This window comes from uncultured Parasphingorhabdus sp., from assembly GCF_963677535.2.
In the GTDB taxonomy this organism is placed as follows: domain Bacteria; phylum Pseudomonadota; class Alphaproteobacteria; order Sphingomonadales; family Sphingomonadaceae; genus Parasphingorhabdus.
In genome coordinates this window covers 1,125,594-1,141,667 of the sequence record NZ_CAXXUT010000001.1, presented here as the reverse complement: position 1 = coordinate 1,141,667, position 16,074 = coordinate 1,125,594, and the positions used below count along the sequence as shown (strand labels likewise).

General features: G+C 60.7%; 18 protein-coding genes and 1 pseudogene. 7 read left to right on the top strand and 12 right to left on the bottom strand.

Annotation, left to right across the window (positions count from 1 at the left end):
* Nucleotides 1-18: 18 nt before the first annotated feature.
* A complete protein-coding gene (locus ACHZCJ_RS05415; RefSeq protein WP_159641137.1) occupies nucleotides 19-1,290 on the bottom strand; it encodes an MFS transporter in 1,272 nt (423 codons plus the stop codon).
* A 201-nt stretch (nucleotides 1,291-1,491) separates the two neighbouring features.
* Here ACHZCJ_RS05415 and ACHZCJ_RS05410 point away from each other — a divergent pair, with 201 nt between their 5' ends.
* Together ACHZCJ_RS05410 and ACHZCJ_RS05405 are read left to right on the top strand one after the other, a co-directional pair.
* Entirely contained in the window at nucleotides 1,492-2,184 is a 693-nt protein-coding gene (locus tag ACHZCJ_RS05410; RefSeq protein WP_236553786.1) for a L,D-transpeptidase family protein, read from the top strand.
* A 302-nt stretch (nucleotides 2,185-2,486) separates the two neighbouring features.
* Nucleotides 2,487-2,627: a hypothetical protein gene (locus tag ACHZCJ_RS05405; RefSeq protein ID WP_164089269.1), complete on the top strand. Its 141-nt coding sequence runs from the start codon at nucleotides 2,487-2,489 to the stop codon at nucleotides 2,625-2,627.
* 20 nt (nucleotides 2,628-2,647) lie between these two features.
* On the opposite strand, the pseudogene ACHZCJ_RS05400 reads toward ACHZCJ_RS05405, so the two are convergent.
* Nucleotides 2,648-2,695, bottom strand: a pseudogene (locus ACHZCJ_RS05400) (hypothetical protein); the annotation flags it as partial.
* A 5-nt stretch (nucleotides 2,696-2,700) separates the two neighbouring features.
* Between ACHZCJ_RS05400 and ACHZCJ_RS05395 the strand changes: the two are divergent.
* The gene (locus tag ACHZCJ_RS05395) at nucleotides 2,701-2,892 is read left to right on the top strand and encodes a hypothetical protein (protein ID WP_394700060.1); all 192 of its coding nucleotides are present in this window, start codon (nucleotides 2,701-2,703) and stop codon (nucleotides 2,890-2,892) included.
* Between the two features lies 1 nt (nucleotide 2,893).
* On the top strand, nucleotides 2,894-3,007 hold the full coding sequence (locus ACHZCJ_RS05390) for an LPXTG cell wall anchor domain-containing protein (RefSeq protein WP_159641140.1): 114 nt from the start codon (nucleotides 2,894-2,896) through the stop codon (nucleotides 3,005-3,007).
* A gap of 19 nt (nucleotides 3,008-3,026) precedes the next feature.
* Here ACHZCJ_RS05390 and ACHZCJ_RS05385 read toward each other — a convergent pair whose 3' ends face one another.
* The gene (locus ACHZCJ_RS05385; RefSeq protein WP_321324548.1) at nucleotides 3,027-5,324 is read right to left on the bottom strand and encodes a UvrD-helicase domain-containing protein; all 2,298 of its coding nucleotides are present in this window, start codon (nucleotides 5,322-5,324) and stop codon (nucleotides 3,027-3,029) included.
* A gap of 141 nt (nucleotides 5,325-5,465) precedes the next feature.
* On the opposite strand from ACHZCJ_RS05385, the gene ACHZCJ_RS05380 reads away from it, so the two are divergent.
* Nucleotides 5,466-5,591, top strand: coding sequence for a hypothetical protein (locus tag ACHZCJ_RS05380; protein WP_321324546.1), 126 nt, complete (start codon nucleotides 5,466-5,468; stop codon nucleotides 5,589-5,591).
* On the opposite strand, the gene rsmD is transcribed toward ACHZCJ_RS05380, so the two are convergent.
* Both rsmD and ACHZCJ_RS05370 read right to left on the bottom strand, forming a co-directional pair.
* Nucleotides 5,588-6,145 (bottom strand): 16S rRNA (guanine(966)-N(2))-methyltransferase RsmD, encoded by a 558-nt coding sequence (rsmD, locus tag ACHZCJ_RS05375; RefSeq protein WP_321324544.1) that lies wholly within the window; start codon nucleotides 6,143-6,145, stop codon nucleotides 5,588-5,590. The two genes, ACHZCJ_RS05380 and rsmD, sit on opposite strands and share 4 nt — an antisense overlap.
* A gap of 96 nt (nucleotides 6,146-6,241) precedes the next feature.
* Nucleotides 6,242-7,051 (bottom strand): pseudouridine synthase, encoded by an 810-nt coding sequence (locus ACHZCJ_RS05370; RefSeq protein ID WP_159641149.1) that lies wholly within the window; start codon nucleotides 7,049-7,051, stop codon nucleotides 6,242-6,244.
* Between the two features lie 95 nt (nucleotides 7,052-7,146).
* On the opposite strand from ACHZCJ_RS05370, the gene ACHZCJ_RS05365 reads away from it, so the two are divergent.
* Nucleotides 7,147-7,908 carry a DUF1223 domain-containing protein gene (locus tag ACHZCJ_RS05365; protein WP_321324541.1) on the top strand — a complete coding sequence of 254 codons (762 nt, stop codon included), beginning with the start codon at nucleotides 7,147-7,149 and terminating at the stop codon, nucleotides 7,906-7,908.
* Between the two features lie 73 nt (nucleotides 7,909-7,981).
* Nucleotides 7,982-9,328: an AmpG family muropeptide MFS transporter gene (locus ACHZCJ_RS05360; RefSeq protein ID WP_321324539.1), complete on the top strand. Its 1,347-nt coding sequence runs from the start codon at nucleotides 7,982-7,984 to the stop codon at nucleotides 9,326-9,328.
* 147 nt (nucleotides 9,329-9,475) lie between these two features.
* On the opposite strand, the gene ACHZCJ_RS05355 is transcribed toward ACHZCJ_RS05360, so the two are convergent.
* From ACHZCJ_RS05355 to ACHZCJ_RS05325, 7 genes are all read right to left on the bottom strand, one after another.
* Nucleotides 9,476-10,798, bottom strand: coding sequence for a bifunctional folylpolyglutamate synthase/dihydrofolate synthase (locus tag ACHZCJ_RS05355; RefSeq protein ID WP_321324537.1), 1,323 nt, complete (start codon nucleotides 10,796-10,798; stop codon nucleotides 9,476-9,478).
* 115 nt (nucleotides 10,799-10,913) lie between these two features.
* Nucleotides 10,914-11,768, bottom strand: a complete 855-nt coding sequence (gene accD, locus ACHZCJ_RS05350; protein ID WP_159641161.1) for an acetyl-CoA carboxylase, carboxyltransferase subunit beta — start codon at nucleotides 11,766-11,768, stop codon at nucleotides 10,914-10,916.
* Between the two features lie 100 nt (nucleotides 11,769-11,868).
* Entirely contained in the window at nucleotides 11,869-12,663 is a 795-nt protein-coding gene (gene trpA / locus ACHZCJ_RS05345) for a tryptophan synthase subunit alpha (RefSeq protein ID WP_321324534.1), read from the bottom strand.
* Between the two features lie 211 nt (nucleotides 12,664-12,874).
* The gene (trpB, locus tag ACHZCJ_RS05340) at nucleotides 12,875-14,110 is read right to left on the bottom strand and encodes a tryptophan synthase subunit beta (protein WP_321324532.1); all 1,236 of its coding nucleotides are present in this window, start codon (nucleotides 14,108-14,110) and stop codon (nucleotides 12,875-12,877) included.
* Between the two features lie 87 nt (nucleotides 14,111-14,197).
* Entirely contained in the window at nucleotides 14,198-14,842 is a 645-nt protein-coding gene (locus tag ACHZCJ_RS05335; protein ID WP_321324531.1) for a phosphoribosylanthranilate isomerase, read from the bottom strand.
* Between the two features lie 160 nt (nucleotides 14,843-15,002).
* Nucleotides 15,003-15,677 carry an orotidine-5'-phosphate decarboxylase gene (gene pyrF, locus ACHZCJ_RS05330; RefSeq protein WP_321324529.1) on the bottom strand — a complete coding sequence of 225 codons (675 nt, stop codon included), beginning with the start codon at nucleotides 15,675-15,677 and terminating at the stop codon, nucleotides 15,003-15,005.
* Nucleotides 15,674-16,054 (bottom strand): LapA family protein, encoded by a 381-nt coding sequence (locus ACHZCJ_RS05325; protein WP_321324527.1) that lies wholly within the window; start codon nucleotides 16,052-16,054, stop codon nucleotides 15,674-15,676. Before ACHZCJ_RS05325 ends, pyrF begins: the two co-directional genes overlap by 4 nt.
* Between the last annotated feature and the right edge of the window lie 20 nt (nucleotides 16,055-16,074).

The window sequence follows — 16,074 nt, the reverse complement described above, 5'->3', positions numbered from 1 at the left end:
GCGCTCCTGTTTCTCTTTTCATTTGTTTTCCGATGCCCTTTGCAGGTCTTCCGGTGGATCAAAAGTCTTGGCAGCGCCCAATTGCGGGAATAGGCGCGACCAGAGTCCGGTGACCACTATAGCACCGGCGCCGCCCGCTACAATGGCGGCAATCGGACCGACCAGTACCGCCAGTCCGCCGGACAAGGCATCGCCCAGTTCGTTGGATGCGCTGATCGTCATCTGGCTGACCGCGCCGACCCGTCCGCGCTTGGCGTCCGGCGTGTGCAGCTGGATCAGCGAGCCGCGGACATAGACGCCGAACATGTCGGCGGCGCCGCAGAGGCCGAGACAGGCCATCGACAGGTAGAGATTGGTGCTGAGGCCAAAGCCGATCGTGCCGAGACCGAACACCGCCATGGCCACGAGCATGCTGTTGCCGACATTCTTGCTGAGCGGGGCAAAAGAGAAGATCAGCGCGACTATGACCGCGCCGACCGCCGGCGAGGCGGCGAGCAGCGACAGGCCGATTTCTCCGGCATTCAATATGTCCTTGGCAAAGACCGGGATCATCGCCGTGGCGCCGGCGAGGAACATGACCAGCAGATCGAGCGTGATTGCGCCGAGCACCAGCTTGTTGGTCCAGACATAGGCCATGCCGTCGCTGACCTGCTGCAAGGGGCCTCTGGTCTTGTCCGCTTCCGGCCGCGGCACCGGGCCGATCATGCACATCGCCAGCGTTGCCAGGCTGTAGAGGCCTGCGCAGACGAAATAGGGCAGGGCAGCATCGACCTTGTAGAGCGGCCCCGCCATGCCCGGACCGGCAATGACGCCGACCTGCCAGGCTATGGTCGAAAGCGCGATGGCGCGCGGCAACGACGCTTTCGGGACCAGGTTGGGGGCGAGCGAGCTGATCGCCGGGCCGAGAAAGGCGCGGCAGATGCCGAGCAGCACCGCGATGATATAGATGGTCCAGAGCGTAATGCTGCCGGTGATGGTCAGCAGGGCTAGCGCCAGCGCTATCAGTGCCTGGGCCGCCAGCACGATACGCGCAATCCAGCGGCGGTCCATATGGTCGGCAACCCAGCCAACCAGCGGCGTCAGAATGAACAGCGGGACGAACTGCAGCAGCCCGAGCAGCCCCAGGATCCCGGCAGAAGCGCTGACCCCCATGCTTTCGCGTGCCAGATTATAGGCCTGCCAGCCGAGGATCAGCATCATTGCATAGAGCGCGAACATCGACGCCAGTCGCGAAAACCAGAGGTAGCGATAATTGGCAATAGTGAAGGGATGGGGTGCGGAACTGCTCACCGCATGCTGCTAGCGATTGCCGTAGGGTGCTGCAATCAATTCGTGCACGGGCGGCGGAATTTTGGTCGCGCCGAATCCGGTCATTAACGCTTCCCCTTAACAGATGCACAGCCACCGTTCCGCTGCGGGACAGCGGAAAAATCGACCGTTTCTCGAAGCCGATCCATGGTAAACAATCTGTTAATTCAAGGAGACTGAGCGATGGTTGAAAAAATAGCCTATCGGGTGAGTATGACGGTTTTGCTGCTGGCGGCATTTGCGATACTCGCCATGCTGCTAATGGGCCTGACCCGGGCCGGCACCGAAACCGCGCAGGTCCAATCGCAGCCGGAACTGGGCGAAAACGCGCCATCCGAACCGGTGGTCCATAATGCCTCCCTGCCCACGAACGAAAACATAGAGACGGTTGAAATTGCCGAAAAACTGCCGCTGAGTGACAAGTTTGTTGTCAAACGCATCCTCCAGATCGACGAGCCTTTCGTGCACGGCTATTATAAATGGGATGACGAAGGCGTGCCGGAAGGCGAACTGGTCGTGACCGTCGATCTCAAGGCCGAGAGTATCTCCGTTTTCCGCGCCGGCTATGAAATTGGCGCGGCGGTGATCACCTTTGGCGATTCCCGCAAGCCAACCCCCACCGGGGTCTTCCCGATCACCCAGAAGAGCAAGGACCATGTCTCCAACATCTATGGCTCGCCCATGCCCTATATGTTGCGACTGACCAATGACGGCGTGGCGATCCACGCTTCCGATGTCAAATGGGGCTGGGGCACGCGCGGCTGCATCGGCGTGCCGATGGAGTTTGCCCGGCGCCTGTTCGAACAGGCCAAGCTCGGCGACCGGGTGATCGTCACCAATGGCAGGATGATGAACCTGGGCGACGCGATTTTGTAAGATTGCTGGCAGCTGCCTCTCTCCACCAGTTTTTCGGTCCCGGACGGGCTGCTTCCGTCATCGCGCCTTACAATAGCCTTCATCCCTTCCTATATGGGATATACGGCCCTGCGGCCACGCTATCGCGATCCGCACCGGCATTGCCTCTTCACGATCAGAAATACATCTGAGCGGCTTTCCTGAGGCAGGACCTATTCGCAGCCCATTTGTTTGACGTTGTTCGCCGACAGCCGACCCGCCGATTCCTCTGTTGGAGCGAAGCTGGCGGCTGCCGTCCGCAAAACCCTCTGGAAGGAAATATCATGGCCAAGTCGCAGAAGAAATCAAACAAGGAAATCCGCAAGCCCAAGGCCGCCAAGGTCAAGAACAACGCTTCCAACCCGTCGGGCAAGGCGGGTGTCGTCGCCGGTCTTGAGAATATCAAGAGCAACCGCGGGAAATGACCGGACCGGAAGGGCACCCCTCATGCGTGTAAAAGCATCCACCTGCCGGGAACAGGAAGCGCGCCAGCTCGATCTGGCCGCCAATGACCCGCTCGAAAGCCGCCGCAAGGTCGCGGCCGCTGCTGCGAAGGCCTGGGGGCTGGAAGCGATCCAGGCCGAGAAACGCGAGGCCGGCCATATCGACCTGAAAGACCGGACTGACGCAGAGATCACAAGAGAATTCGCCGAAGAGACAGAGGCCGACGCCTCGCAGGACGGGGCTTGATATGCAGATTCGACTGGTGATTGCTTATGTACTGATTGCGTTGATGGTCGCGGGGCTGAGTGCGGGCGTTTATATTGTCCGCAAGAAACGCAAGGCGAAGCGCGGCGGCTATTAGTCAGGGACTGGAGTCCGGTTCAAGCCACCTCGACAAACGAGTCCAGAACCCGCTTGTCGCCCGACTTCTCGAACGCGATTTCCAGCTTGTTGCCTTCCTTCACCTTGACTTCGCCATAGCCGAATTTGGTGTGGAAGACGCGCATGCCGACCTTTACATCGTCGCGGCCCTTGTTGCCGAGAGAGACGGCGCTGCGGCGGGCTTCCTTGATGACGCGGGGTTTCTTGTCGAAGCCTGAGGAGGCGGCGCGTTGCCAGCCGGGGCCGCGTTTGCCGGCTCGGGTGGCGTTGGTCGCGGCGAGATGGGCGAAGGGATCGCTAGTCTCGCTCCAGTTGGCGCGCCACAGGCTTTCGCCGCCGCTCATGCTGCTTTCATGCTCGACATGGTCCTCCGGCATTTCGTCGATGAAGCGCGAGGGAATCGAGCTGGTCCACTGGCCGTAGATCCGCCGGTTGGCGGCGTGGAAGATCGTGCATTTCTTTTTCGCCCGAGTGATCGCGACATAGGCGAGGCGGCGTTCCTCCTCGAGGCTGGCATTGCCGCCCTCGTCGAGACTGCGCTGCGAGGGGAATACGCCTTCTTCCCAGCCGGCGCAGAAGACATGGTCATATTCCAGGCCCTTGGCACCGTGCATGGTCATGATCGTAACCTTGGGCTCGTCGTCGCGGGCATCATTGTCCATGACCAGAGAGACATGCTCAAGGAAATCGCCGAGCGTTTCATATTCTTCCATCGCCCTGGCCAGTTCGGTCAGATTCTCCAGACGGCCGGCGGCCTCGGTAGAGCGGTCGGCCTGCAGCATCGTCGTATAGCCGCATTCGTCGAGTACGATCCGGGTGAGTTCGGCATGATCGGTATCCGCCGCCATTTCGCGCCAGCGGCCGAAATTGCGCATCAACTCGAGCAAAGTGTTGCGCGCGCGTGGTGGCAGTTCGTCGGTATCACAGATGTTGAGCGCCGCTGCGGCCAGCGGAATGCCTTGTGCGCGGGCAAGGCGGTGGACTTTTTCGACCGTTTTGTCGCCAAGGCCGCGCTTGGGTGTGTTGACGATCCGCTCGAAGGCGAGATCATCCGCAGGTTGCGTGATGACGCGCAGATAGGCCAAGGCATCGCGGATTTCGGCGCGCTCGTAAAAGCGGAAACCGCCGATGATCTTGTACGGCATGCCGATCGAGATGAAACGGTCTTCGAACTCGCGGGTCTGGAACTGGGCGCGGACGAGGATCGCGATATCGTTGAGCGAAACCTGTTTGATCTGCTGCAGCGCCTCGATCTCGTCGCCGGTGCGCCGGGCTTCTTCCGGACCATCCCAGACGCCGATCACCTGCACCTTGTCGCCTTCGGTTTCTTCGGTCCACAGGGTTTTGCCGAGGCGGCCGCTATTGTGATTGATCAGCCCCGATGCGGCGGCGAGAATATGCGGCGTCGAGCGGTAATTCTGCTCCAGCTTGACCACCGTGGCTTCGGGAAAATCCTTTTCGAATTTCAGGATATTGGCGACTTCCGCGCCGCGCCAGCTGTAGATCGACTGGTCATCATCGCCGACGCAGCAGATATTCTTGTGGCTCTGCGCGAGCAGCCGCAGCCAGAGATATTGCGAGCTGTTGGTGTCCTGATATTCGTCGACGAGAATATATTTGAAGCGGCTCTGGTAAAGCTCGAGAATCTCGCGATTGGTCTTCAGCAGGTTCAGCGAGTGCAGCAGCAGGTCGCCGAAATCGCAGGCGTTGAGCGCTTTCAGCCGCGCCTGATAGAGCGTGTAAAAATGCTGGCCCTTGCCATTGTCATAGCGTTCCGCCTCGTTGGCATCGAGGTCCTGCGGATTGAGGCCGCGGTTCTTCCACTGGTCGATCAGACCGGCGAGCATCCGGGCGGGCCAACGCTTGTCATCGACTTCTTCGGCCTGGATCAGCTGCTTGAGCAGCCTTATCTGGTCATCGGTGTCGAGAATGGTGAAATTATTCTGCAGGCCGGCCATCTCGGCATGGCGGCGCAGCATTTTCGCGCCGATGCTGTGAAAGGTGCCGAGCCACGGCATGCCCTCGAAACTCTCGCCGACAATCGTCGCGATCCGCTCCTTCATCTCGCGGGCCGCCTTGTTGGTAAAGGTCACCGCCAGAATCTCGCTCGGCCAGGCCTTGCGCGAATAGACGATATGGGCGATCCGGCGGGTGAGGGCCGCGGTCTTGCCCGTGCCTGCACCGGCCAGCACCAGCACCGGCCCTTCGCTGGTCAGGACGGCCTGACGCTGTGGTTCGTTCAATCCCCGGACATAGGGGGGATCATTCTCTTGCGGTTGTTTGACAGGTTCGGACATGGGTGAACAGTTAGGGAACATCGGTGCGGGCGGCAAGGCCAATATCATTTTTGACATGACCGAAAGGGCAGGTTGTAATTTATGCTGCGGCGCACCATCTGCTGATCAAGGGCGGGTAACGATACGCCGATGGAGCAGAAGATGAGCAAGAGACTATTTGGCAGCGCGGTAATCGCGACCATGATGATGGCGGGGGCGAGCGTCTATGCGACCCTTTTCCAGAACGGCGGTGAAACCGCATCGATCCTGACGATGATGGGCGGCTAATTTTCCGCTTGTGACGTTCGAGCGGGGCGCAGGAGATGAATTCGCGCCTTGCCGCTGTCGCGGACGCAATCCAGATCAAAGCCCTTGACCTCGACATTTTCATGCCGTGATGTTTCCATCGCGATCCAGCTCGACGGCGCGAACCAGCCATGCCGGCCCAGCTTGTCCAGCGCCACCGCGCCGGCTCCCGATTCATAAGGCGGGTCCATCAGGATCAGGTCATAGGGCTTGCGGGCGGCACCGAGATGCAGGACCGATCCGATCCGCACATCGGCTTCGGCGCCGAGCGTTTCGATATTCTTTTCCAGCGCCCGAACCGCATCGGGATCCTGCTCGACAAAGGTGCAGTGCGCCGCGCCGCGTGACAGCGCTTCCAGGCCCAGCGCGCCCGATCCGGAAAACAGGTCGAGTATCTGCAAATCCTCGAAGTCGCCCAGCCGGCTGGTCAGCATCGAGAACAACCGCTCGCGCGTGCGGTCGGCGGTTGGGCGGGTGGTTTCGCCTTTGGGCGCGATGATCTTTCTGCCGCGCCAGTTTCCTGCAATTATGCGCATTTTATTCCGTTCGTCCTGAGCTTGTCAAAGGACCGTGCGCGCTGGCACCGTGGGCTTTGGCCGACCCGGCACGAACGGATCTGGTAAGGCGCCCCATCATTTCAGCGTCTTCCGGAACTGGACCAGGTCGTGCTGGCGCACCGCTTCAATCTCGCCCTTTTGCAGATCGCCGAGGACGAAGGGGCCATAGCGGGTACGGATCAGGCGGGAGACCTCGAGACCGAAATGTTCCAGCACCCGGCGGACTTCGCGATTCTTGCCTTCGGTCAGCGTGACTTCGATCCACTGGTTGCGGCCGGTGCGCCGTTCGAGATTGGCGGTGATCGGGCCATAATGCATGCCCTCGATGGTGATGCCGCGATAGAGTTCTTCGAGCTGGTTCTGGGTAATGTCGCCGAAGGTCCGCGCGCGGTAGGACCGTTCGATGCCGTTTTTCGGCAATTCCATCTGCCGCTTGAACTCGCCGTCGGTGGTCATCAGCAACAGGCCCTCGGTGTTCATGTCGAGCCGGCCGATCGGCATGATCCGCTCCATTTCGGGAAGCACGTCATAAATCGTCTTCTTGCCGGAAAAGTCGCGTTCCGCGGTCAGATAGCCATTGGGCTTGTGAAAGCGATAGAGCTTGGCCGGAGAAGGCTCCGCCACCGGCTTGCCGTCGACGGTGATGCCGGTCAGATTCTTGAGCAATAGCGAGGGATGTTCAACCGGTTCACCGTTCAGCTCGATCCGTCCCGCATCGATCATCCGCTCGATTTCGCGCCGTGACGCCACACCGGCGCGGGCAAGCAGCTTGGCAATGCGCTGCCCTTCGCGCACATCGCTCGCAGGCGCTTTGGCCGCCGCCGGAGCCTTTGCTCCACGGGTCGGTTTTGCGCGATAGATCTTGGCTGGTTTCTCTTCGGTCATGGGCCGGTTCCATGGCGGAAAAATGCGCTCGCTGCAATCTGTAACCTCTGGTGTCACGGGCGCGAACAGCTATTGTCACCCATCTGGAGCTAAAAATGCAGAAAATTGTCATCGCTGTGCTGTTGGCGGCACTGGCCTTCGCCGGTGCGGTCGCCACACAATCGCTGCCCGTCTCTGCAGCCAGCGCGGTTCGGGTGACGGATGATCGCGCAGGATCCAATCCGGTGGTCATCGAGCTGTTCACCAGCCAGGGATGCTCGTCCTGTCCCCCCGCAGATTTGCTGGCCAGACGGCTGGCCAAAGACGGCTCCCTGCTGGTGATCACGCGACCGGTCACCTATTGGGACCGGCTCGGCTGGAAAGACACGCTGGCGCGCGAGGACAATACGCGCTTGCAGCGGGCCTATGCTTCAAAGGGCAAGGAAGGATCGGGCGTCTACACGCCGCAGATGATTGTTAACGGCGGCGGTGGCGCAATCGGTTCGCGGGAAAATGACATCCGCTCGCTGGTCCGGCGCGCCGACCGCAGCGGCCCGCGGATCAGCGCTGCCACCGACAGCGAGGGCCGGATGACGGTTACGATCAGCGGCAAGTCAGCCTATATGGCCGGCGTATCGCTGATCGCGCTCAGTTCCTCGGAAACGGTGCGGATCGGTAATGGAGAAAATGGTGGCCGGACGATGCATTATGTCAATGTGGTGAAGGCGGAGCGAAAGCTGGGCAGCTGGCGCGGCAAGCCGGCGCGCTTTGCCCTGACGCCCGCTGATCTGGCCGTCAACGGCGCCGACAAATATGCGATTGTTGTACAGCGCCCGGGGGCGGGGCCGATTGTCGCGGCCAAGCTGCTCGATATCTGATCGGCAGCAAAATCAAGCTGGCATTCAGGTGAATAGGCGCTAATGATTCCCCGAGTTCGAGGGAGATTATGGCGTGAGTGAGCAGGCAGCAGTATCGGGATGGCGCGGATATCTTCCGGCGGGAGTCCGGCCCTATAGTGAAGCGGCTCCTTTGGCGGCTTTGTTCCTCGGAGTGTCCTCGGCCCTGCCGCTGACCATGATCGCGGCGACCTTGACCACGCGTCTGGCCCAGGCGGGAATCGAGAAATCGACCGTCACCGCCTTCGCGCTGACCTTTCTCGCCTATAATTTCAAATGGCTGTGGGCGCCGATCATCGATGTCGTCAAATTGCCGATTATCGGTCGCGTCGGACAAAGACTGTCCTGGCTTATCGTGACTGCGGTCTTGGCGATGCTGTCGATCATCTATCTCGGATCGCTCGATCCGTCTCGGGACATCGCCGCTGTCGCGGTTGCCGCGATCATGGTCGGCATAGCGGGCGCGACATTTGACGTGGTGATCGATGCCTATCGGATCGAATTGCTCGAGCCCGAACAGCTGGGTGTCGGCTCCGGCATGTCGCAATATGGCTGGCGCATCGGCGCGGCCACGGCCGGCGCGGTGGCGCTGGTGGTCGCGGCGCGGACCAACTGGTCGATTGCTTATTATGTCTGTTCGCTCTTCGCCTTGTTCGCCGTCATCGTCGGCCTGATCATGCGCGAACCGAGCCGCCGGCAGGAACCGATGGCGCTGAAAGGCCCGCTGGAAGCAGCAAAAGCCTATGTCAGTCCGCTGGTGGAATTTTTCAAACGGTCCGGCGCGCTGCTCGTCCTGTTGTTCGTCCTGGTTCACAAGATCGGCGATACTCTGGCCAATCTGACCTTCCGGCTGTTGTTCGAAGATCTGGGTTTCACCAATGACGAGATCGCTTTTTATGATGTCAGCCTGGGTTTTTTCGCCTTTCTGATCGGTATTTTCATCGGTGGTATCGTCTATTCGCGCCTGGGCATGAAAAAGGCGGTGATGCTGAGCCTGATCCTGATGGCGATCAGCAATCTGTCCTTTGCCGCGCTCGCCGCTGCCGGTCACAGCAACTGGGGCATGGCCGGAGCGATCGGTTTCGAGAATTTCGCCAGCGGTGTCGGCGGCGTCGCGGTGGTCGCCTATCTCTCGGCGCTGTGCAATCTGCAGTTTACCGGGACGCAATTTGCGCTGCTTTCGGCAGCGGCCAGTATCTTGGGTCGCTTCCTGACCGGAACGACGGCGGGTTCGCTGATCGAGGGCATGGGCTATGTGAACTTCTATCTTCTGACCACCGTGGCCGCCTTGCCCGGCGTTATCATGTTCTGGCTGATGATCCGCTATGGTCTGGTTGACCGGTCGCTGGGCACGGCGGGATCGGTACATGCCGAGGATACGGAAGCAGGCGCGCCGTCCTGATTTAGCGTCAAGCTTGATTGGGCGGCATTGCTGTCTAGGCCGGAGGCGGGTCTGTATCAGTCAGGATATTGCAGGGATAGCAGCATTGTGACCGTTCTGGGCCCCGGCCTGCGCCGGGGGCACGTTTGCCGACAACCTCGGTGGCGATTAATCCGGGACCTGCTGGTTCGCTCTTAACACTTCGCCCGCCAGATAGAGCGAGCCGGCGATCAGCACCGTCTTTCCGGCGCCAAGGGACAGGGACTGCAGCGCGGCTGTGACATCGCTTGCTTCGGTCATGGGCGCAGCCGCGTCAGGATAGTCGTCCAGCGCGTGCGATTCATGGCCGGGGACGGGGATCACCGTCACGCTGGCCAGCTTTTCGTGCAGCGGCGCGATGATCGCCGCCGGATCCTTGTTCGACAACATGCCGATGACCAGATCGATCGATCCCGCTTCATAATCGGCAAAATATTTGGCGAGGGCCAGGCCGGCGCTGACATTATGGCCGCCGTCGACCCAGACCTCGGCGTCGCTTGGCAGCAAATGGGTAATGGGTCCGGCGATCAGGAAATGCATCCGTCCCGGCCATTGCGCCCAGCCCATGGCCGCCTTGAGCGCGGCGTCGGAAATGGAGAGCTTGTCCTGATGGCGCAGCATCGCGATGGCGAGCGCGGCATTGTCCGCCTGATGGGCGCCGACCAGCGCGGGCAGGGGCAGGTTGAGTTTTCCGGCGGCGTCTTTGTAATGGAGCTGGCCTTCGTAAATCGCCGCATCCCATTCCTCGCCGCGGGGAAAACGCTGCGCTCCGATGTCTGCAGCATGATCGGCGATGGCGTGCAGCATTTCCGCAGCATATTTCTGCGTCAGCAAGGGTGCGTTCTTCTTCGCAATGCCCGCCTTTTCCCATGCGATGCGGGTCATCGGATCGTCCGGCGTGCCCTCTTCGGGACTGAGCAGAAAACTTTCATGATCGATGCCGAGCGCCGCTATGCCGGTGGCAACTGGGTCGGTGATGACATTGGTGGCGTCGAGCCGGCCGCCGAGACCGACTTCCAGGATGCAGGCATCGGCGGGTGTCTCGGCAAAGGCGAGAAAGGCGGCGGCGGTGGTCGCCTCGAAGAAGCTCGGGTTGATATCCTCGCTGCTGTCGAGCACCCGGGCGAGCAGGGTGGCGAGGGTGTCATCCTCGATCAGCTTGCCCGCCAGCCTTATCCGCTCGTTGAAGCGGACCAGATGCGGGCTGGTATAGACATGGGCCTTGAGCCCTTCTGCCTCGATCGCCGCGCGCAGAAAGGCGCAGGTCGAGCCTTTGCCATTGGTGCCGGCGACGTGGAAAACGGGGGGTAATCTATCCTGCGGATTGTCGAGCCGCGACAGAATCTCGCGAATCCGTTCCAGCCCCAGCACATCGCGCCCGGGCGAGAGCATTTCCAGCCGGTCGAGCTGTTTCTGGACCGCCGGGGAATCGGAACGGGCGCCGTCTGCCATTATCTCCCCTCCCCTTCAGGGGAGGGGCCGGGGGTGGGGAATGTTGGAGTAAAGCCAAGATCGGGAGTAAGGACAGGCCCTACCCCAACCCCTCCCCTGAAGGGGAGGGGCTTTCTCAAGCCGCGTCTTTCCATGCCATCAGATAGCCCATGACATGGGCCAGCTTCTCGCGCAGTTCCTTGCGGTGTACCACCATGTCGACCATGCCGTGCTCGAGCAGATATTCCGCTGTCTGGAACCCTTCCGGCAGCTTCTCGCGGATCGTATTCTCGATCACCCGCTGGCCGGCAAAGCCGATCATCGCGCCCGGTTCGGAAATATGCACATCGCCGAGCATCGCATAGCTGGCGGTGACGCCGCCGGTGGTCGGATCGGTCAGCACGACGATGAACGGGATACCCGCTTCGCGCAGCATCGAGATTGCCACCGTTGTCTTGGGCATCTGCATCAGCGACAAAATGCCTTCCTGCATCCGCGCGCCGCCAGCAGCGGTGAAGATGATATAGGGGCACTGGTCCTTCAGCGCCCGCTTGGCGCCGTCGACAAAGGCCTGACCCACAGCCAGCCCCATCGAGCCGCCCATGAAGGAGAAATCCTGAACACCGACGACGCAGGGGATCGACTCGATCGTTCCCTTGACATTGATCAGTGCATCCTGTTCGCCGGTCTTGGCGCGGGCCTCTTTCAGCCGGTCGGTATATTTCTTCTGGTCCTTGAATTTCAGCGGGTCTTCCTGAACCTTCGCCCAGGGAATCAGCTTCCAGCTATCCTCATCCATGATCTGGGCAAAGCGGACCATCGGCCCGATACGGCCGTGATGGTCGCATTTCGGGCAGATATACATATTGTCCTGATATTCCTTGAGGAACACCATCGCTTCGCATTTCTTGCACTTGTGCCAGAGATTGTCGGGCGTTTCCTTCTTGGTGATCGACGCGATCTTTTTGCGGACATTGCTTAGCCAGGACATGATTTACCCTTATCTTCTGTTCCGTTCGTCTCGAGCGTAGTCGAGAGACTTTTTGTACGCAGGCATCTCGACTTCGCTCGATGCGAACGGTTTTTCAAATTCACCCGTGTCTAGCCACTCTGATAGCATCGGAAAGCGACTTTACATAGTCCCTGACATGAGGCGCGGCATCCTTGCCATATTCGCCGACAATCTCGACAATCGCCGAGCCGACTACCACCCCGTCAGCGACGCGCGCGATGTCAGCAGCCTGTTCGGGCGTACGCACGCCAAAGCCGACGGCGATGGGTAGGTCAGTGCCCGCTTTCAGCCGGGCGACCGCTTCCTCGATGCTTGCCTGGGCCGCCTGTTGCTGGCCGGTGATACCGGCGACGCTGACATAATAGAGGAAGCCGGATGCGTTGTTCAAAATGGTGGGCAGGCGCTCGGCATCGGTGGTGGGCGTGGCCAAGCGGATGACCGCAACATCGCGCGCGCGCAGGGCGTCGCCAAGGCTCTCGTCCTCCTCGACCGGGATATCGACGCAGATCACCGCATCGACACCGGCGTCGACGCAGGCATCGGCGAACCATTCGGAGCCCCGGATCGTCATCGGATTGGCGTAGCCCATCAGCACCAGCGGCGTGTCCGAGTGACGCTGACGAAATTCCTTCGCCATGTTGAAGATGTCAGCGGTCTTTGTACCGGCGGCCAGACTGCGGATATCCGCTTCCTGGATCGAGGGACCATCGGCCATCGGATCGGTGAACGGCATGCCGAGTTCGATGATATCCGCACCGCCTTCGACCAGCGCATCGAGAATGGCACCGGTATCGGCCGGGGTCGGATCGCCAGCGGTGACGAAGGTGACGAGTGCTGCGCGGTCGGCGGGGAAAGATTGGGAGAGACGGGTCATGATTGCTTTCCAAATGAATGGTGACCGAATACCTTCCGCTGACACCAATCTGCGATGGGAACCGCTACAACTATTGCAATGAACGCTGAAGCATTGATGCCGAGAACTGATGATTGAGACAGAAAGGAGATTTGATTCAGAACCAAGATTAAACCGATGCCCAACACAATTCCAGACAATATGAAAAATAGAAAAGACGCAAATTTCAGTATCAAATCTCGGTCCCCAACGCCTCAGCCACGGTGAAAATATCCTTGTCGCCGCGCCCGCACAGGTTGGCGAGGATGATCTTGTTCTGGTCCATCTTCACCGCTTCGCGGACCACCGCGGCAATCGCGTGGCTTGGCTCGAGCGCCGGAATAATTCCTTCGGTGCGGCAGAGCAATTGGAAGGCATCGAGCGCTTCGGTGTCGGTGGCGCTGTCATAGTCGACGCGGCCGGATTCCTTCAGCCAGCTATGTTCGGGGCCGATGCCGGGATAGTCGAGGCCGGCGCTGATCGAATGGGCTTCGGTGATCTGGCCGTCTTCGTCCTGCAGCAGATAGGTCTTGTTGCCGTGGAGGATGCCGGGGCCGCCGCCGGCAAGGCTTGCGGCATGTTCTTTGTCGAGACCATGGCCCGCCGCTTCGATGCCGAGCATCTTGACGTCCGGATCATCGAGAAACGGATGGAACAGGCCGATGGCGTTGGAGCCGCCGCCGATTGCCGCGACCAGCATATCGGGCAGGCGTCCGGTGCGTTCGAGCATCTGGGCGCGGGCTTCCTTGCCTATGACGCTCTGGAAATCGCGGACCAGTTCGGGATAGGGATGGGGGCCGGCGGCGGTGCCGATGATGTAGAATGTGTCGTGGACATTGGCGACCCAGTCGCGCAGCGCCTCGTTCATCGCGTCTTTCAGCGTCGCCGCGCCGCTGGTCACCGGGACCACTTCCGCGCCGAGCAATTTCATCCGGAACAGATTGGGCTTCTGCCGCGCGACATCGGTCGCGCCCATGAAGATGGTGCAGGGCAGGCCAAAGCGGGCGCAGACGGTTGCGGTGGCGACGCCATGCTGGCCGGCGCCGGTTTCCGCGATGATCCGCGTCTTGCCCATGCGCATGGCGAGCAGGATTTGCCCAACGCAATTGTTGATCTTGTGCGCGCCGGTATGGTTGAGCTCGTCGCGCTTGAACCAGATTTGCGCGCCTTTGCCCTCGGGCGCATCCTTGCGGACTTCCTCGGTCAGGCTTTCGGCATAATAGAGCGGCGACGGGCGGCCGACATAATTTTGCAGCAGATCGTTGAACTGCTCCTCGAACGCAGGATCCGCCTGCGCCGCGCGATACTGTTTTTCCAGATCGAGGATCAGCGGCATCAGTGTTTCGGCGACATAGCGTCCGCCAAATTCGCCGAAATGGCCGCGGTCGTCCGGCATGTTGCGGAAGCTGTTGGGGGGTGTGTCGTTCATGGGTTCGATATTTCCGTTCGCATCGAGCGAAGTCGAGATGCATCTGCGGGTGGTCTGTGTCTCGACTGCGCTCGACACGAACGGATGCTATCCGGCTTCGTCATAGTCCCGCACCGCTTGGCAAAAGGCGGCGATTCTGTCCACCTGTTTGACGCCGGGCACGGATTCGACGCCGGAGGATACGTCGACCAGCGGGGCACGGGTGGCCTGCAGCGCCTCGGCCACATTGTGGGGATCAAGGCCGCCGGCGAGGCCCCAGTCTATCTCGTGCTTGTGATCGGCGAGCAGGGACCAGTCGAACGAGGTGCCGGTGCCGCCGGGCAGCGCCTTGGCCGGTGCGTCGAACAAAAGCCGGTCGGCAGCGCCCACATAGCGGCTGGATTTCGCCAGCGTCGGCTTGTCCTTCACGCCCAGCGCTTTCCAGATTTCGAGACCGCTGTTGTCGGCCACCAGCTTCAGCCATTCTGGCGTTTCGCTGCCGTGGAACTGGATCACATCCGGTTTGACCACGCTGATTGCCATACCGGTGGCTTTGGGATCGGCGTTGACCAGCAGCAGCACCGTCCTGACTCGCTGTGCCGCATAGGTGCGCAATGCGGCGGCCCGTTCGAGCGACACATGGCGCGGGCTTTTCTCGAAATGGACGAAGCCGATATAGTCGGCACCCGCTTCGACGGCGGCGTCAATGGCGGCTTCGGTGGAGAGGCCGCAGATTTTTATTCGGATTTTCATGGAGACGTCATTAGCGAGGCAAAATATATTCGTCATTAGCGAGGCAAAAAAATATGTTCGTCATCCTGAACTTGTTTCAGGATCTCTTGAGATTATGCATTGCCGGTGGGGGTCCTGAAACCAGTTCAGGATGACGATGAATATTGATGACGATGAAATATTAAAGCGTCGCCTCGATCGCCCGCGCCGCCGCATTGGGGTCTTCCGCTCCGGTGATCGGCCGGCCAATGACCAGCACGCTCGCGCCATTGTCGCGCGCCTGCCTCGGCGTCACCGCGCGTTTCTGATCGCCCATCGCGCCGCCCTTGGGACGCAGGCCGGGAACGACGAAAAAGCCGTCTTTCCAGATCCTGTGTGCGGCCTCGACTTCGTTGCCGGAGCAGACAATGCCATCGAGGCCCGCTTCGCGGGCCAGTCCCGCCAGCCGCTCAACCTGGTCATGCGGGGTGCCGGTATAGCCGATCTGCGCCATATCATTCTCGTCCAGGGAGGTCAGCAACGTGACGCCGACCACCTTGGTATGCTCGTTCGCCGCCGCCTTGGCGTCCTCCATCATGGCGCGTCCGCCGGAGGCGTGAATGGTCACGATTGCCGGTTCGAGTACATTGATTGCCTGCATCGCCTTGGCGACGGTATTGGGAATGTCGTGCAGCTTGAGATCGAGAAAGATCGGCAGGTCGAGCTTCTGGATTTCGTGCACACCATGGTGGCCGTGGGCGCAGAAAAATTCGAGGCCGAGTTTCAGGCCTCCAACGTGGCCCTTGACCGACTGTGCAATCGCAATGGCTCGATCCAGATCGGGTGTGTCGATTGCGACGAAAACCGGGTTGCTCATGCGTCGGGCGCTTTCTTGTTATCAATGGATGAGATTGCCGAAGCGGGTTCGGCAGCGGGTGTTGGCGTCGGGGCCGCGGTGGGGACTGGGGTTGGAGCAGGGGCTGGTGTCCGGCTGACAGCGGATGCCTGAGCGGTGGTGGGTCTTGCGGCTTCTTCCAGCGTCTTGATCCGGCGGGAGAGCCGCCATTTGGAACCTCTCAGCAGCAGCCATGTCGGCAGAAAACCGAGCAGGAAAGCGCCGACGACAAAAGTCGAAACCCGGGCTTCGACAACCGCCGCACCCAGATCCAGCGAAGCGCGCGCCTCGTTGGTCCACCAGAAGATGAACGTCGCCACCAGCAGGAGGACCCAGAAGAGGATTTTGATGAATTGCATGCCGCACCCTTTATGCCGTG

Excerpts from the sequence above, each read along its gene's own strand:
- trpB (WP_321324532.1), bottom strand. The coding sequence starts at position 14,110 with ATGAACGACACACCCCCCAACAGCTTCCGCAACATGCCGGACGACCGC.
- ACHZCJ_RS05385 (WP_321324548.1), bottom strand. The coding sequence starts at position 5,324 with ATGTCCGAACCTGTCAAACAACCGCAAGAGAATGATCCCCCCTATGTC.
- ACHZCJ_RS05325 (WP_321324527.1), bottom strand. The coding sequence starts at position 16,054 with ATGCAATTCATCAAAATCCTCTTCTGGGTCCTCCTGCTGGTGGCGACG.
- pyrF (WP_321324529.1), bottom strand. The coding sequence starts at position 15,677 with ATGAGCAACCCGGTTTTCGTCGCAATCGACACACCCGATCTGGATCGA.
- ACHZCJ_RS05335 (WP_321324531.1), bottom strand. The coding sequence starts at position 14,842 with ATGAAAATCCGAATAAAAATCTGCGGCCTCTCCACCGAAGCCGCCATT.
- accD (WP_159641161.1), bottom strand. The coding sequence starts at position 11,768 with ATGTCCTGGCTAAGCAATGTCCGCAAAAAGATCGCGTCGATCACCAAG.
- trpA (WP_321324534.1), bottom strand. The coding sequence starts at position 12,663 with ATGACCCGTCTCTCCCAATCTTTCCCCGCCGACCGCGCAGCACTCGTC.
- ACHZCJ_RS05390 (WP_159641140.1), top strand. The coding sequence starts at position 2,894 with ATGCAGATTCGACTGGTGATTGCTTATGTACTGATTGCGTTGATGGTC.
- rsmD (WP_321324544.1), bottom strand. The coding sequence starts at position 6,145 with ATGCGCATAATTGCAGGAAACTGGCGCGGCAGAAAGATCATCGCGCCC.
- ACHZCJ_RS05410 (WP_236553786.1), top strand. The coding sequence starts at position 1,492 with ATGGTTGAAAAAATAGCCTATCGGGTGAGTATGACGGTTTTGCTGCTG.
- ACHZCJ_RS05355 (WP_321324537.1), bottom strand. The coding sequence starts at position 10,798 with ATGGCAGACGGCGCCCGTTCCGATTCCCCGGCGGTCCAGAAACAGCTC.
- ACHZCJ_RS05370 (WP_159641149.1), bottom strand. The coding sequence starts at position 7,051 with ATGACCGAAGAGAAACCAGCCAAGATCTATCGCGCAAAACCGACCCGT.
- ACHZCJ_RS05380 (WP_321324546.1), top strand. The coding sequence starts at position 5,466 with ATGAGCAAGAGACTATTTGGCAGCGCGGTAATCGCGACCATGATGATG.
- ACHZCJ_RS05365 (WP_321324541.1), top strand. The coding sequence starts at position 7,147 with ATGCAGAAAATTGTCATCGCTGTGCTGTTGGCGGCACTGGCCTTCGCC.
- ACHZCJ_RS05405 (WP_164089269.1), top strand. The coding sequence starts at position 2,487 with ATGGCCAAGTCGCAGAAGAAATCAAACAAGGAAATCCGCAAGCCCAAG.